The organism is Polaromonas sp. P3_B1 (assembly GCF_056402935.1).
On record NZ_JBFUGK010000006.1, the window covers coordinates 87,560 to 102,302 of the forward strand.

Sequence of the window (14,743 nt, forward strand, 5' to 3'; positions counted from 1 at the left end):
ATTTTTGTTCGACATTAGAACAAGAGTTCGTATAATGAATTTTAGGAGATTTCACGCACCATGGCAAACGCCGCATCCACGCCCACCACAGCCCACAAGCCGGGCGACGGCTATGTGCAATCCTTCGCGCGCGGGCTGGAGGTCATACGCTCCTTCAGCGCTGACGCACCGCGCCAGACGCTGACCGAAGTCGCCGGCCGCAGCAGCCTGAGCCGTGCGGGCGCGCGCCGCATTTTGCTGACGCTGGAAACGCTGGGTTATGTCAGCAGCGACGGCAAGCTCTTCAGCCTCACGCCGCGCATCCTCGACCTGGGCTTTGCCTATTTGTCGTCCATGCCGATCTGGAACCTGGCCGAGCCGGTGATGGAAGCGCTGGTCGGTGAGGTCAAGGAATCCTGCTCGGCTGCGGTGCTCGACGGCACGGACATCGTTTATGTGTTGCGCGTGCCCACACACAAGATCATGAGCATCAGCCTGGGCGTGGGCTCGCGCCTGCCGGCTTATTGCACCTCCATGGGCCGCATGCTGCTGTCGGCCCTGCCCGAGGCCGAACTCATGAAGTGCCTGCAGGCCTCCACCTTGACGGCGCGCACCAAATACACCGTGACCGACGTCAAGGAACTCGCGGCCAAGGTTGCCCAGGCGCGCAAGCAGGGCTGGTCGCTGGTCAACCAGGAACTGGAAGAAGGCTTGGTGTCCATGGCGGCGCCGATTACCAACCGCGCCGGCCAGACGGTCGCCGCCCTCAACATCAGCGGCCAAGCCAACCGCACCAGCGCCAAGGCCATGCAGGAGACCATGCTGCCGCAACTATTAGCTGCTGCGCATGCGATCTCGCGTTTGCTCAGCGTTCAACGCAGTTGAGGCGGGTCAGGACTTCTTGAAGCCAATGACCAGGACAACAGCACCCAGCACGACGGCCCCCAGGCTCAGCCACTGCGGAATATTGACCGACTCTTTTTCTTTCACCGTCAGCTGGATGGGCCCCAGCTTGGCGGCCGTGGTGTCCTTGGTAAAGCTGAAGCCGCCGGTGAAAAAGCCGGCCAGGCCCAAAACAATCAGGACGATGCCTGTGATGCGTGCTGCGTTCATGGTGGTGATCTCCTCGCCGGGCTGTGAATGATGGGAGTGGCCCTACCCCGGTACTGCGCCACTCACTGCGTAAGAGCTTAGGCAGGGGTGCCAAAACTGTCTGTAGGACGCCATCGGCCAAGCCTGTGGCACAGGCGCTGAAAACAGACCCACACCGGCAACGGAAAACACCCGCGTGATACGCTTTCCCCATGTTCACGCCCTCGCAAGCCGACGTCCGGCGCTTCTTCTGTTCCGTCTATGCCAAAGCCCGCGCCGGCCAGCCCATGGAAGCGATTGAAACCATCGCCAGCCAGTGGATTGAAGAGCACCCCGAATACCACGCGGATTTTGCCGATGCCGACGCCGCGCTCGAAAAAATGTACGACGTGGAAGCCGGCAAGACCAACCCGTTCTTGCACCTGTCCATGCATTTGTCGATCAGCGAGCAATGCTCCATCGATCAGCCGCGCGGCATACGCCAGGCCGTGGAACTGCTGACGGCCAGGCGCAACTCCCTGCACGACGCCCACCATGAAACCATGGACTGCCTGGGACAGATGGTGTGGGAAAGCCAGCGCGCGGGGCGGCCGCCCGATGGCGCGGCTTACATTGATTGTGTTCAGCGCCGCGCTACGCGGGACTAGCCCCCATCCCGTTCGCCCTGAGGTATCGAAGGGCCGGCCAGGCCGGTGAAATCCAGAGCATAAAAAAAGCCGCTTGATGAAGCGGCTTTTTTGTGTGCGAGAGATTCCAGCTTAGCGGAATTTCTTCTGCGGAATGGTCTTCAGGTCGCCGTCGATCGAGGCCAGGTAGTTGGCCAGCAGCTTCAATTCGGTATTGGTGTAAGGCTTGACCATACCGCCCATGATGGCAYTGCCGCGGCCGACCTTGGGATTCTTGTCGCCGACGTTGTAGGCCTTGAGCGCCACAAACAGGTAGTCGGCATGCTGGCCGCCGAGCTTGGGGTAAGCCGGGTCGGTTGGTGTGCTGAAGTTGCTGCCGTGGCAGGACGCGCAATTGGATTTGCTCAGCAAAGCCTGGACTTCGGCGCTGGGCTCTTTGCTGGGCTTGACCGGTTCCGACGCAGCCTGGGCCGGTGCCGCAGCGGCCTTGACCGTGGCGGCGGTCAGGCCGTCCGCGCTGTAGTGGGCGGCGAGGTCGGCGATGTCCTGGTCGGTCAGGGAGTCGGCGATGGCGCGCATGGTGGGGTGCTTGCGCTCGCCTTTTTTGTATTCATTGAGTGCGGCGACGATGTATTTGGCGCCCTGGCCGGAAATTTTCGGGACCTTGTAGACCTCGGGGAAGGAGGCCTGGTAGCCCTGGATGCCGTGGCAACCGATGCACATGGCATTCTTGGTTTCGCCGGCCTTGGCGTCGCCCTTGATCTCCTGGGCCAGGCTGGCAGCCGTCGCACAAGAGACAGCAACGGCGAATATCGTGGTGAACAGCTTATTCATTTTGCGCGCACAATCAGGTGGGGATTCATCGTATAAAACAACCTCTGATTATATCTGGGCCCGCCGCGGCCAGGCACCTGTTGCCGGCCGGCCCCGCAAAAGCCGCTCCACCAACACCTCCCTGACCCAAGAACATGAAATTTCAAGGCTCAAAAAACTACGTCGCCACCCAGGACCTGATGCTCGCCGTCAACGCCGCCGCCGCCCTGAAAAAGCCGTTGCTGGTCAAGGGCGAGCCCGGCACCGGCAAGACCATGCTGGCCGAGGAAGTGGCCCAGTCCCTGGGCCTGCCGCTGTTGCAATGGCACATCAAGTCGACCACCAAGGCGCAGCAGGGCCTCTATGAATATGACGCGGTGTCGCGCCTGCGCGACTCGCAGCTGTCCACCGTCGACGGCGGCGAAAAAGTCAAGGACATCCACAACTACATCGTCAAGGGCGTGCTGTGGCAGGCCTTCACTTCGGAAACGCCGGTAGCCCTGCTCATCGACGAGATCGACAAGGCCGACATCGAATTCCCCAACGACCTGCTGCGCGAGATCGACCGCATGGAGTTCTACGTCTACGAGACACGCGAGCTCATCAAGGCCAGGCACCGCCCGCTGGTGTTCATCACCTCCAACAATGAAAAAGAACTGCCCGACGCGTTTTTGCGCCGCTGCTTTTTCCACTACATCAAGTTCCCCGACGCCGACACCATGAAGCAGATCGTGGACGTGCACTTCCCCGACCTCAAGAAAGAGCTGCTGACGGCCGCGATGAAAACGTTTTACGACGTGCGCAACCTGCCCGGCCTCAAGAAAAAGCCCTCCACCAGCGAGCTGCTCGACTGGCTCAAGCTGCTGGTCGCCGAAGACATCCCGCTGGACGCCCTGCAAAGCAAGGACGACAAGGTTGCCGTGCCGCCGCTGGTGGGCGCGCTGCTCAAGAACGAGCAGGACGTGACCCTGTTCGAGAAACTGGTTTTCATGCAGCGCAACAACCGCTGAAACACAGGATCCGCTCATGAACCAAAAATCCCTGCTGCTCGAAGGCCTGTCCGACGCTGTCGGTTTTGTCGGCGGCGCCTTGCTGGGCTTCTGGATAGGCCGCCTGCTGGGCCTGGATATTTTTGCGGACGGCTACGGCAACGCCGCCATTGGCGGCATCGTGCTGGTGGGCCTGGGCGGTGGCGGCGGCCTGCAGCTTGCGCGGGCCTGGCGCGCCCGCCGCAAGAAAGCCGATTGACCCGCGGAGACTTGACTCGGAGAACCCGATGCAACGCCCCATCACACCCTCGCGCCGCGTAGCCCTGTACAGCACTGGCCTGGCCGCATTGCTGGCCCTGGCACTGCTCCCCGCCCCGTCTTATGCCTTCTGGGGCCTGCTCGGCAAGCTCGGCTCCGCTGCGGGCAAGGGTGCCGGCGCGGCAGGCGCCGCAGGCAAAGGCGCGGCCGGCGCAGCGGGCGTGGCCGGTGCCGTCGAAGTGGCGCAGGGCGCCAATACGGCGGCGAAGGCAGCCAAGGTCGCCGGCGCGGCGGAGCTGGGCGCCGGCGACGTGGCGGCTGCGGCCGGCGCCGCCGAACGCAACACGGCGGCCGGCGTGATGAGCGCCGACGAGCTGTCACGCGCATCAGGCCTGGGCAAGGCCGTGCCCGACGAAGTCGCCGCGATGATGGCGGCGCCCGGCCGAAAACTCAGCGACGTGCCTGACGCCGGCACACGCTCCTGGCTGTCGCTCCCGCGCAAGCAGCTCACGGCAACGGATGCCGACCTGATGGTCCACGACTACGTGAAGCTGCTGGAAGGCCGGCCCGCCGCCGGGCCGCCGCCCCGGCGTGCCAAGGCCTCCATTGAATCCGAGAAGGTCGCGGCCGCGAAACCGATGCCGCCGCACCGCCCGGCCACGGACGTTCCCTGGCATGCGGTCGAACTGCTGGTGCGCGCGGCCCATGCCGGCCACGCCGGCGCCAGGGACGAACTCAACAAGCTGTGCCGGGACAACCCGCGCGGCCAGGCCGCCGAAGCCTGCGCCAGGCTGCGGTCCACCTGAGCACGCCAATCAACAAAAAAGGATTGCTGGAATGGCCTTTGTAGAACCCGTCACTCTCACGGCGCGTGGCGTCAAGCTGGTCCCGCTGGCGCTTGAGCACGAAGCCGGCCTCAAGGCCGCGGCCGCCGACGGCGAGCTCTGGAAGCTGCGCATCACCTCTGTGCCCGAGCCGCATGAAACCCGCGGCTACATCGAGACCGCACTGGCCACCGCCAACCGCTTTGCCTTCGCGGTGACCGATGCCGCCAGCGGCGAGGTGCTGGGCTCCACGAGTTACCACGACATCGTGCCCAACCTCAAGCGCGTCGAGATCGGCTACACCTGGTACGCAGCGCGCTGCCAGCGCACCCATGTCAACACCACCTGCAAGCTCCTGATGCTCACACACGCCTTCGAAACCCTGGGCTGCAACATCGTGGGCTGGCGCACCGACAACTTCAACCACGCCTCTCAGCGCGCCATCGAGCGCCTGGGCGCGCGCAAGGACGGCGTGCTGCGCGGCCATGCGCTGCGCCGCGACGGCACCATACGCGACACCGTGATGTACAGCCTGGCCGCCGGCGAATGGCCGGAAGTAAAAGCCCAATTGCTGTACCTGCTCGACAAGCCAAGAACCTGAAGCGCACGCCGCCAAGGAGTTTTCCATGCTCATCGATTTCTTCTACACCCTGCGCTCGGCCAAGCTGCCGGTCTCCGTCAAGGAATATCTGATGCTGCTGGAGGCGCTGGAGGCCGGCGTGGTCGGGCCCAACAGCGACAAGCTCGAGGTGCATGCGGGTGAAGGCGCCTGGAAGATAGACGACTTCTATTACCTGAGCCGCTGCGTGCTCGTGAAGGACGAAAAAAACTACGACAAGTTCGACCGTGCCTTCGCCGCCTACTTCAAGGGCGTCGAGATGATCGCCGACTTCACGAAAGAGATCCCGCTCGAATGGCTGCGCAAAAACCTCGAACTCGAACTGAGCCCCGAGGAAAAAGCCAAGATCGAAAAAATGGGCTGGGACGAGCTCATGGAAACGCTCAAAAAGCGTTTTGAAGAGCAGAAAGAGCGCCACGAAGGCGGCAGCAAATGGATAGGCACGGGCGGCACCTCGCCCTTCGGCGCCAACGGCTTCAACCCGCAAGGCATACGCATAGGCCAGGAAAAAAGCCGCAACAAGAGCGCGGTGAAAGTCTGGGACCAGCGCGCCTACAAGGACTACGACGACACGCAGGAACTGGGCACACGCAACATCAAGGTCGCGCTGCGCCGCCTGCGCAAGTTCGCGCGCCAGGGCAATGTCGAAGAGCTGGACCTGGACGACACCATACGCTCCACCGCGGCGAACGCCGGCTGGCTGGACATCAAGATGGTGCCCGAGCGCCACAACAACGTGAAGGTGCTGCTGCTGATGGACGTGGGCGGCACCATGGACGAGCACATCCACCGCGTCGAGGAAATGTTCTCGGCCGTCAAGGCCGAGTTCAAGCACCTGGAGTTTTACTACTTCCACAACTGCGTCTACGACTTCATGTGGAAGAACAACCGCCGCCGCTTCAGCGAAAAATTCCCGACCTGGGACATCATCCGCAAGTACAACAAGGACTACAAACTCATCTTCGTCGGTGACGCGACCATGAGCCCTTACGAGATTTTGCAGCCCGGCGGCAGCGTGGAATACAACAACGAGGAAGCCGGCGCCGAATGGATGCAGCGCCTGACCAACGCCTTCCCCAAGTTCGCCTGGATCAACCCCGAGCCGCAAGGCGTCTGGCAATACCGGCAAAGCATTGCCGTGATCCAGCAGCTGGTCAACCAGCGCATGTATCCGCTGACCATTAAAGGTCTCGAAGAGGCGATGCGCCTGCTCTCCAAATAGCGTCCGCCTCCTACGCTTGAGCGCGGCAACGCTCAAGTAAACTGCCCCCGTGACCCCTCCCAGCCCCCACAGTAGCCACTGCGCACAGAAGGCAACCCCGGGCGCTGCTCTCGCCCTCTTTGCGATCCTGCTGGCGCCCCTGGCCGGCGCGCAGACGGCCGCGCCCGCAACCAGCAGCACGGCGCCGCCCTCTACCGTCACACAAACCGCCCCCGCCCCGCCACCCCCGCCTGAAAAAGTCACGCCCGGCCCCACGCCTGAGGGCGCGACGGGCCCCACCAGCGCCCAGCCCGAGGTCACGGCCTTCGACATCGCGGTGCGCGCGCCGCAGCCCATCAAGGACCTGCTCGAAAACCACCTGGAGCTGCAGCGCTACCGCGCCGTGACCGACCTCGACGAGGCAGAGCTCGCACGCCTCATCGTGCTGGCCGAGCGCAATGTGCGCAACCTGGTCGGCACCCTGGGCTACTTCAGCCCCGGCATCACCATCACGCGCGAAGGCGCAGCCAACCAGCACCCCACCATCGTGGTGGCCGTGGAGCCCGGCGAGGCCACCACCGTAGGCGCGGTGGTCGTCGATTTCGCGGGCGACATCGCCGAATCACCCGACCCCGACGCGAAAGCCCAGCGCGCCGAGATCGAGCACGACTGGCGCCTGCCCGTGGGCCAGCGCTTCACGCAAGACGCCTGGGACGGCGCCAAGACGCAGGCCCTGCGCGAGCTGGTCGCGCGCCGCTACCCCGCCGGCAAGCTGGCCGGCAGCCTGGCCGACGTCGACGCGCCCGCACACAGCGCGGCCCTCAGCCTCAGGCTGGACTCCGGCCCGCTGTACCGCCTGGGCCCGCTGCAGGTCAGCGGCGTGGAGCGCTACGACCCGGTGCTGGTGCCCCGCCTGGCACGCCTGACCCCCGGCACGCCCTACGACCAGAACCGGCTGGCCGAGGCGCAGCAGCGCCTGGCCTCCAGCGGCTACTTCGATTCGGCCTATATCTTTGTCGACCCCGAAAGCGACCCGCAGGCCGCGCCCGTGCAGGTGCAGGTGCGCGAGGCCAAACTGCAAAAAATCATCCTGGGCGTGGGCGTGACCACCGACAGCGGCCCGCGCGCCTCCGTCGAGCACACGCACCAGCGCGTGCCCGGCACCAACTGGCGCGCCGTCACCAAGCTGCAGCTTGAAAAAAAATCCCCCTTCGCGCAAACCGAGTGGACCTCCATCCCCGATGAATCCAACTGGCGCTGGGTGGCGCTGGCGCGCGCCGAACGCACCGATGACGACGACCTCATCACCCGCTCCAGCCGCCTGCGCTTCGGCCGCACCCAGGCCGGCGAGCGCATAGACCGCAATATGTACGTGCAGTACGACAGGGCCAGCGTCAGCGGCAGCGGGCAGATCAACAGCTCCGCGGCCGACATCGGCGACGGCTCGGCCCTGACGGCCAACTACGTCTGGACGGGCCGCTACTTCGACAGCCTCATCGCCCCCAACAAGGGCTACGGCCTGGGCTTTGAAGTGGGCGGCGGCAGCACCATGGGATCGCAGCACCTGCCCCTGGCCCGCGCCGTCGGCCGCTGGCTGGGCATCGTGCCGCTGGAGCGCGGCCGCATCGCCATGCGCGCGGAAGGCGGCGCGGTGCTGGCCAAAGACTCGGCCCGCATCCCCGGCACCCTGCTGTTTCGCACCGGCGGCGACACCACGGTGCGCGGCTACGGCTACCGCGACATCGGCATCAAGCTGCCCAACGGCGTCACCGGCCCGGGCCGCTATGTGGCCGTGGGCAGCGTCGAATACCAGCGCCCCATGATGCGTGACGGCCGCCCCAGCGAATGGGAGAACACCTTCTTCATCGACGCAGGCGCCGTCGCCGACAACCCCAAGGACATGAAACCCTCCGTCGGCATAGGCACCGGCGTGCGCTGGAAAAGCCCCATAGGCCCGCTGCAGATGGATGTGGCTTATGGCGTCAAGGCCAAGCAATTGCGCCTGCACGTCAGCGTGGGATTTGTTTTCTGATTTCCTGATGGACACGCCAGACACACCCACCCCGCCCACACCGCCGGCCCCCTCCCGCGCGCCGCGGCGCTGGCTGCRCGCCACGGCCTGGGCCGCGGGCAGCGTCGTCACGCTGGCCGTTGCCGCGACGGGCGGCGCTTGGTGGTGGGCCGGCACCGACGGCTCGCTGGCCACCGCGCTGGGCTGGATCGCGCGCTCGCAACCGCTGGGCGCCGAAGGCGTCACGGGCTCGCTGCGCGGCGGCGGGCATGTCGACCAACTTGTGTGGCAACAAAACGGCCTGCGCGTGGACCTGCGCGACCTCACCCTCGCCTGGCAGCCCTGGTCGCTGCTGCAGGGCACGCTCAAGGTCAATCGCCTGGCCGCCGCGAGTGTGCAGGTCGACGACCAGCGACCGCCCTCCACCGAGCCCTCGGTGCCGCCCTCGGCGCTCGGCTTGCCGCTGCCGGTGCTGCTCGAAGGTTTCTCCATCGGGCAATTTCAATGGCGCGGCGGCGCGGAATTTTCCGCATCGGGCATACGCGGAAATTATTCATTCAACGGCTTTTCGCACCAGCTTGAACTGCTGGGCGCACAAATCGCGCAAGGGCGTTACAGCGGCAAGGCCACGCTGGCCGCGCACGGCGCGCTGCAACTGGACGCGACCCTCAACGGCGCCCTCGATGCGCCCCTGCCCGGCAGCAAGACCAAGGTGCCGCTGGCCTTCAAGGCCACAGCCAAGGGCCCGCTCACCGAGTTGCTGCTCAATGCCGAGCTGCAGATACAAAACGCCCCCGCGCAAAAGACCCAAGCGCAGCCCCAGGCCAAGGCCACGGCCCGCGTGATGCCCTGGGCCGCGCAGCCCTTGCCGCAGGCCGATGCGACTTTCCGCGACCTCGACGTCGCCGCCTTCTGGCCCCAGGGCCCGCAAACCCAGCTGACCGGCAGCGCCGGCGTGCGGCCGGCGGACAGCGCACCCGCGTCAACAAAGGCCGCCTGGGGCCTGCAACTGCAACTCGCCAATGGCCAGCCCGGCCCCTGGGACCAGCACAAGCTGCCGCTGGAGCGCCTTGAAGCCCAGGGCGAATGGCGCGACGGCGCAGCCCTGGTGCGCACACTCAAAGCCAGGCTGGGCGGCGGCGAACTGCTGGCCAGCGGCGAATGGGCCGATGCACCAGCCGGGGCCGCCGCGTCAAAAACACCCGCCTGGAAACTCCAGGCCAGCCTGCAGCAAATCAATCCCGCCTTGCTGCACAGCCAGCTCGCGCCGCTGCCGCTGGACGGCAAGGCCCAGGTCCATAGCCAAGGCCCCGCCATTGCGTTTGAGACCAACCTGCAGGCGGCGCGCAACGATGCGGCAAGCGGCAAGAACAACCCGCTCGGCGCACTGCGCCTGCGCGACGCCAGCGCCACCGGCAGCTGGAATGGCGAGCAAGCCGGCGGCACCCTGCTGCTCTCGGCCCTGCGTGTGCGCAGTGACGACGCTGAACTCAGCGGCAAGCTTGAAGCCCAACCCGCCGCCCAAGCCGGCAAAGGCCAGCTCACACTCACCGCCCCCGGGCTGGACGCGCAAGTGCAAGGCGAGCTGCGCCCCACCAGCGGCAAGGGCGACATCAGCCTGCGCGGCCGCGACATGGCCCAGGCCCTGCGCTGGCTGCAAAAGCTGCCCGGCATGCCCGCCTCACTCAAGTCCGCCTCGGCCACCGGCAGCGCCGAACTGCAAGCCAGCTGGCAAGGCGGCTGGCAGGACCCGGCCCTGCAAGCGCGGCTGGACTTGCCCTCGCTGGACTGGCGCATGGGAAGCCCAACGCCCACCACTGCGACGACGACAAGCACCACGGCAGACGCCGGGCTCATCAAGATCCGCGCCTTCCAGGCCACACTCTCGGGCCGCTTGAGCCAGGCCCAGCTCAACACCCAGGGCCGCGCCGAAGCCGGCGCGCGCCGCTACACGCTGCAACTCGCGGCCCAGGGCGGGCGCGGCAATGCGGCGCGCAACACAGCACTCGCCGAATCGCCCTGGCAAGGCCTGCTGCAGCAACTGAGCCTCAGCGTGCAAGACCCCGCACTCGGCAAGGGCGCCTGGCAACTCACAACACGCGCAGGTGTGCCGCTCAAATGGACGCCCGCACGCAACGGCGGCATGCTGGAAAGCGGCACCGGCGAAGCACTGCTGGTGGCGCCGCCCTCCTCCACCGCCACGGCGTCACAAGCCACACTCGCCTGGCAGCCGCTGCGCTGGCGGCCGGGCCGCGAACTCATCACCGCCGGCAAGCTCAGCGGCCTGCCCCTGGCCTGGATAGAACTGTTCGCCGGCCCGCAAATGGCCGGCACCGGCCTGGGCGGCACCTTGCTGCTGGACGGCGACTGGGACGCCACGCTGGGCGACAGCTTGCGCCTCAAGGCGAATCTCGCGCGCAGCAGCGGCGACATCACGGTGCAGGCCGAAACCGCGCAAGGCACCTCGGCGCGCGTCGCGGCCGGCGTCAAGGAAGCGCGGCTCTCGCTGCAAAGCGAAGGCGAGGCCGTCACCGTGGCGCTGCGCTGGGACAGCGAACGCGCCGGCACCGCAGACGGCCAGCTGCGCACACGCCTGGCGCGCGCGCCCGCCGCGACCGGCGGCGGCTGGCTCTGGCCCGACTCGGCACCCCTGACCGGCCAGCTGCGCGCCCAGCTGCCGCGCATAGGTGTGTGGTCGGTGCTGGCGCCGCCCGGCTGGCGGCTGCGCGGCTCGCTGGGCGCCGACGTCGCCATCAGCGGCACACGCGCCGCACCGCAACTGGCCGGTGACCTGCAGGCCGACGACCTGGCGCTGCGCTCCGTGGTCGACGGCATTGAATTCGGCAACGGCAAGCTGCGCGCCAAGCTCGACGGCACCCGCATGCGCATCAACGAATTCACGCTGCAAGGCGCGGGCGACAAAGGCACCGGCGGCATACTCACCGCCCAGGGGGAAGCCGGCTGGGTCGACGGCAAACCGCAAGTGCAGCTCAGCGCGAAGATTGAACGCCTGCGCGCCAGCATACGCACCGACCGGCAGATCACGGTCTCCGGCGAAATCCAGGCCGGCCTCAAAGGCATACAAAGCGAACTCACCGGCAAGCTGCTGGTCGACCAGGCCCGCATCATCCTGCCCGACGAAGGTACGCCGCAGCTCGGCGACGACGTGGTGGTGCGCAGCACGCGCGGCACCGCCGCCGGCCAGAAAGCGCCCGCCCAGGCCGGCGCCGACACCGCCGACCAGGCGCCGCGCCCCGTGAAGCTCGCCGTGGAACTTGACCTGGGCCGCGACTTCCGCGTCCAGGGCAAAGGCATAGACACCCGCGTGCGCGGCATACTGGCCCTGAGCGGCGACAGCCTGCGCGAGCCCCGGCTCAACGGCACCATCAACACCGCGGGCGGCCAGTACCGCGCCTACGGCCAGCGCCTGGACGTCGAGCAAGGCATGCTGCGTTTTACCGGCGCCATCGACAACCCCGCGCTCGACATCCTGGCCATACGTCCCAACCTCACCCAGCGCGTGGGTGTGCAGATCACCGGCACCGCCCTGCTGCCGCGCGTGCGCCTCTACGCCCAGCCCGAATTGCCCGACGCCGAAAAACTTTCCTGGCTGGTGGTGGGCAGGTCCTCCGCCTCGGGCGGTGCTGAAGCCGCCATGCTGCAGCAAGCCGCACTGGCCCTGCTCGGCAGCAAAAGCGGCAAAGGCATGTCAGGCGGCCTGGCCGCCTCGCTGGGCCTCGATGAGCTGTCCTACCGCGGCGCATCGAGCAACACCGACGGCAGCACCACCGAAAGCGCCTTGACCCTGGGCAAACGCTTTTCGCGCAACTTCTACGCGGCCTACGAACGCACCATCTCCGGCGCGCTCGGCACGCTGTACGTGTTCTACGACCTGTCGCAACGCTTCACCGTGCGCGCCCAGGCCGGCCAGCAAAGCGCGGTGGATTTGATCTTCACCGTGCCTTACGACTGAGACAAAACCCAGGCGCCGGGAAGGCATCCGCCACCGAATACAATCACGGCTTCTCCAAGAGAAGTGCCGCCATAGTTCAATGGATAGAACGAGTGCCTCCTAAGCGCTAGATACAGGTTCGATTCCTGTTGGTGGTACCAAGCCTCAGCTCGGTCCTCCTCCCCTTGCTCGGGTCAGACTTCAGCGGAAGTCAACACCCGGACCACAACCCTCGCGGCGAAGCCGCTTCCTGCACTTGTGGGTTCGTGTCGAGCGACCTGTCAGGACTCAAGCGAGCTATTACTCACGCTCCAATACAGTGAAGGCATCGCCTTCAATTCCAGCAATGTCTTCGTCGTGTCTAAAGCCGATGATTGACTTACTCAGATCCGCCGGCACGTCGAAGAGGTAGTCGGCGCCATGCTTGTCCCTTTTCAATTCGTCCACCAACCTGTCGCGAACCGCAAAGAACGAAGGCGGCAAGGATCCCTCGATCTGAAGGTGCTCGCGTCCATTGTTCGAGTCATGAACAACTTCCCAGATCTGTCGACCTTCGGCGTAGCCCTGCGCAACGGAGACCATCGAGGCCTCCTCTACCAGGAACGTCATGAGCTCCGCGCCACGCGAAAGGGAGGCAAGAGTTTCCGCCTCAAGCTCCTTGCATAACAAGTCATTGCAGAACACCATGTACCACCCTGACGGCAGCTCAACTCCCGTCAGTTCCGACTCGGGCAAAAACTCACGTGAGTCGGTTTCCACCAGACCCAGCTCCGACCGGACCGCGGATGGGGTCTTCCCGCGCACCGCAAACCACCCGACATGAAATCCCATAGCGTTTCCTCTGAGTCCTAACGTTGAAGCTGACGGGCGGGTAACATTTGCCGCGAAGCGGCCTTCTGCGATTGCCTGTTCGTGACGAGCAACCAATTAAAGCGGTTCATGCGAAAAACCCTGCGATGGAGCCAGCGGCGCATACCAGCGCAAGGATGGTCCATAGCAAAACTGTCTGACTTAGATCTCCTAGGCCGTAGCGAGAATTCCAATTCTTTCGCCTTTCTTGCTCCTGCAAGGGCACGCCGTCGACACTTTGCCCCAAACCTTTTGCTGTGGCTGAATAAGGCACTTCAGCCGCCGGGACTGCTATCTTCCATGCATCGTAGGCAAGCCATGCGAAGACTAAGGCGGCCGAAAGGAGGAGCCAATTCATATGAGCTTTAACGTCGGCGCTGTCCGGCACGCAGCAATCGCCGCGAAGCGGCATCCTGCTGCTGTGTGTCCGTGACGAGCAACATACTAGACGTCATCCGGCGGTCTTTTGAATCTGTATGAAGACATATGCCATTGCCGCCAGTCCAACAATGACAAATACGACAAGCGCCCATTTCCGAGTGAGATCCTGCTTGGTTGTGACTTTCGGTTCGATGTTGTCGGGATGTTTGTCTTTGAGCTTCAGTAAAACGACCAACCCTACGATATTTAGGAATGGAAGGACTACGCCAAGCCAACCCGAATAACCCTTCGCCTTGGCGTATGCCCAAAATGTAAAAAGAATGGCAAACACCGTCGCATACATCAGGATAGGCGGCGCGCCACCAGGCCCCCAGACATTCCCGGTCGTCGAGCCTTTGCCAAGTATCACTATTGCTGCAAAACAAACAGCTGATGCTCCGAGCGCAGTATTTCCGGCTTTCTTATAACTTGCGAGCATGAATTCTCCTATGCCGTGTAACGTTGAAGCTGAGCGCGAGCGGCGGCTTGCCGACGCGAGTCGGCTCGAGCGACTGGTTAAGCCTCATGGAAGACTCGCTCGGCAATTTGCTGCGCCCGTGATACGGAGATTCCATGGACTTGATCATTGACGAGGGGGTCGCTTTCGGGATCGCCTCTATGCAGCACCACCTTCGGACGCCGGCCGTCCAGCTGCACCACTACGTCGGCAGCGCGTGAACCCTCGAATGGATAGGCTGGAATGTCGTTGCAAACCCAGCCGAAGAAGCCATCGCCTTCAACCGGGGAATCGTAGGTTTCGACGTAGCGGCCAAAGCTCTTCTCGCTCAATGACACCCATACACCCCAAAGAAAGGGCTCTTCAACCCCATGAATTGGGATCTCCAGGACGGCACGGATGAAATGGTCAGTACCCCCGTCGTGCGTGATGGTGCAGAAGTCGCTACTGATCTTGCCCATCGCCTCACGCTGCTCTTCAGACAGGCAGGCATATTGATCGGGCATTCGATATCCAACACTCGGCGACCCTTCATGGGTTGCGCCGCAGCAGGTGCATTTGAAAGCGAAGATGGCGGCCATTCTTGTGACTGAGGCTTAACGTTGAAGCTGAGCCGCGAGCGGCAACCTGCCGACGCGAGTCGGCTCGAGCGA

14 protein-coding genes and 1 tRNA gene are annotated in these 14,743 nt (G+C 64.8%); 10 read left to right on the forward strand and 5 right to left on the reverse strand.

What is annotated here, in order from left to right:
- The first annotated feature begins 60 nt into the window (after nt 1-60).
- Entirely contained in the window at nt 61-864 is an 804-nt protein-coding gene (locus tag AC1DXS_RS05300) for an IclR family transcriptional regulator (protein WP_477736516.1), read from the forward strand.
- Between the two features lie 6 nt (nt 865-870).
- Here AC1DXS_RS05300 and AC1DXS_RS05305 read toward each other — a convergent pair whose 3' ends face one another.
- Entirely contained in the window at nt 871-1,092 is a 222-nt protein-coding gene (locus AC1DXS_RS05305) for a hypothetical protein (RefSeq protein WP_122953962.1), read from the reverse strand.
- Nucleotides 1,093-1,283: 191 nt separating this feature from the next.
- Between AC1DXS_RS05305 and AC1DXS_RS05310 the strand changes: the two genes are divergently transcribed.
- Nucleotides 1,284-1,718, forward strand: a complete 435-nt coding sequence (locus tag AC1DXS_RS05310; RefSeq protein WP_074576501.1) for a DUF1841 family protein — start codon at nt 1,284-1,286, stop codon at nt 1,716-1,718.
- A gap of 111 nt (nt 1,719-1,829) precedes the next feature.
- On the opposite strand, the gene AC1DXS_RS05315 is transcribed toward AC1DXS_RS05310, so the two are convergent.
- Complete coding sequence (locus tag AC1DXS_RS05315; RefSeq protein WP_477736517.1) at nt 1,830-2,531, reverse strand: c-type cytochrome; 702 nt, start codon at nt 2,529-2,531, stop codon at nt 1,830-1,832.
- Nucleotides 2,532-2,665: 134 nt separating this feature from the next.
- Here AC1DXS_RS05315 and AC1DXS_RS05320 point away from each other — a divergent pair, with 134 nt between their 5' ends.
- The 8 genes from AC1DXS_RS05320 (at nt 2,666) to AC1DXS_RS05355 (ending at nt 12,525) form a co-directional block, all read left to right on the forward strand.
- Complete coding sequence (locus tag AC1DXS_RS05320; RefSeq protein ID WP_007863108.1) at nt 2,666-3,520, forward strand: AAA family ATPase; 855 nt, start codon at nt 2,666-2,668, stop codon at nt 3,518-3,520.
- Nucleotides 3,521-3,536: 16 nt separating this feature from the next.
- Nucleotides 3,537-3,758 (forward strand): hypothetical protein, encoded by a 222-nt coding sequence (locus AC1DXS_RS05325; RefSeq protein ID WP_477736518.1) that lies wholly within the window; start codon nt 3,537-3,539, stop codon nt 3,756-3,758.
- A gap of 28 nt (nt 3,759-3,786) precedes the next feature.
- Entirely contained in the window at nt 3,787-4,563 is a 777-nt protein-coding gene (locus tag AC1DXS_RS05330; protein WP_477736519.1) for a hypothetical protein, read from the forward strand.
- A gap of 31 nt (nt 4,564-4,594) precedes the next feature.
- Nucleotides 4,595-5,182: a GNAT family N-acetyltransferase gene (locus tag AC1DXS_RS05335; protein WP_477736520.1), complete on the forward strand. Its 588-nt coding sequence runs from the start codon at nt 4,595-4,597 to the stop codon at nt 5,180-5,182.
- 25 nt (nt 5,183-5,207) lie between these two features.
- Nucleotides 5,208-6,422: a vWA domain-containing protein gene (locus AC1DXS_RS05340; RefSeq protein WP_477736521.1), complete on the forward strand. Its 1,215-nt coding sequence runs from the start codon at nt 5,208-5,210 to the stop codon at nt 6,420-6,422.
- A gap of 49 nt (nt 6,423-6,471) precedes the next feature.
- On the forward strand, nt 6,472-8,433 hold the full coding sequence (locus AC1DXS_RS05345) for an autotransporter assembly complex protein TamA (protein WP_477736522.1): 1,962 nt from the start codon (nt 6,472-6,474) through the stop codon (nt 8,431-8,433).
- Between the two features lie 7 nt (nt 8,434-8,440).
- On the forward strand, nt 8,441-12,385 hold the full coding sequence (locus AC1DXS_RS05350) for a translocation/assembly module TamB domain-containing protein (RefSeq protein ID WP_477736523.1): 3,945 nt from the start codon (nt 8,441-8,443) through the stop codon (nt 12,383-12,385).
- Nucleotides 12,386-12,450: 65 nt separating this feature from the next.
- A tRNA-Arg gene (locus AC1DXS_RS05355) sits at nt 12,451-12,525 on the forward strand.
- A gap of 139 nt (nt 12,526-12,664) precedes the next feature.
- Here AC1DXS_RS05355 and AC1DXS_RS05360 read toward each other — a convergent pair.
- The 3 genes from AC1DXS_RS05360 to AC1DXS_RS05370 form a co-directional block, all read right to left on the reverse strand.
- A complete protein-coding gene (locus AC1DXS_RS05360) occupies nt 12,665-13,195 on the reverse strand; it encodes a hypothetical protein (protein WP_477736524.1) in 531 nt (176 codons plus the stop codon).
- Between the two features lie 469 nt (nt 13,196-13,664).
- Nucleotides 13,665-14,072 carry a hypothetical protein gene (locus tag AC1DXS_RS05365; protein WP_477736525.1) on the reverse strand — a complete coding sequence of 136 codons (408 nt, stop codon included), beginning with the start codon at nt 14,070-14,072 and terminating at the stop codon, nt 13,665-13,667.
- Between the two features lie 77 nt (nt 14,073-14,149).
- A complete protein-coding gene (locus AC1DXS_RS05370; protein ID WP_477736526.1) occupies nt 14,150-14,671 on the reverse strand; it encodes a DUF2199 domain-containing protein in 522 nt (173 codons plus the stop codon).
- Nucleotides 14,672-14,743: the final 72 nt, after the last annotated feature.

What these genes read in the sequence shown, in the direction of transcription:
- AC1DXS_RS05300 (WP_477736516.1), top strand. Translation starts at nt 61, where the DNA reads ATGGCAAACGCCGCATCCACGCCCACCACAGCCCACAAGCCGGGCGAC.
- AC1DXS_RS05305 (WP_122953962.1), bottom strand. Translation starts at nt 1,092, where the DNA reads ATGAACGCAGCACGCATCACAGGCATCGTCCTGATTGTTTTGGGCCTG.
- AC1DXS_RS05310 (WP_074576501.1), top strand. Translation starts at nt 1,284, where the DNA reads ATGTTCACGCCCTCGCAAGCCGACGTCCGGCGCTTCTTCTGTTCCGTC.
- AC1DXS_RS05320 (WP_007863108.1), top strand. Translation starts at nt 2,666, where the DNA reads ATGAAATTTCAAGGCTCAAAAAACTACGTCGCCACCCAGGACCTGATG.
- AC1DXS_RS05325 (WP_477736518.1), top strand. Translation starts at nt 3,537, where the DNA reads ATGAACCAAAAATCCCTGCTGCTCGAAGGCCTGTCCGACGCTGTCGGT.
- AC1DXS_RS05330 (WP_477736519.1), top strand. Translation starts at nt 3,787, where the DNA reads ATGCAACGCCCCATCACACCCTCGCGCCGCGTAGCCCTGTACAGCACT.
- AC1DXS_RS05335 (WP_477736520.1), top strand. Translation starts at nt 4,595, where the DNA reads ATGGCCTTTGTAGAACCCGTCACTCTCACGGCGCGTGGCGTCAAGCTG.
- AC1DXS_RS05340 (WP_477736521.1), top strand. Translation starts at nt 5,208, where the DNA reads ATGCTCATCGATTTCTTCTACACCCTGCGCTCGGCCAAGCTGCCGGTC.
- AC1DXS_RS05360 (WP_477736524.1), bottom strand. Translation starts at nt 13,195, where the DNA reads ATGGGATTTCATGTCGGGTGGTTTGCGGTGCGCGGGAAGACCCCATCC.
- AC1DXS_RS05365 (WP_477736525.1), bottom strand. Translation starts at nt 14,072, where the DNA reads ATGCTCGCAAGTTATAAGAAAGCCGGAAATACTGCGCTCGGAGCATCA.
- AC1DXS_RS05370 (WP_477736526.1), bottom strand. Translation starts at nt 14,671, where the DNA reads ATGGCCGCCATCTTCGCTTTCAAATGCACCTGCTGCGGCGCAACCCAT.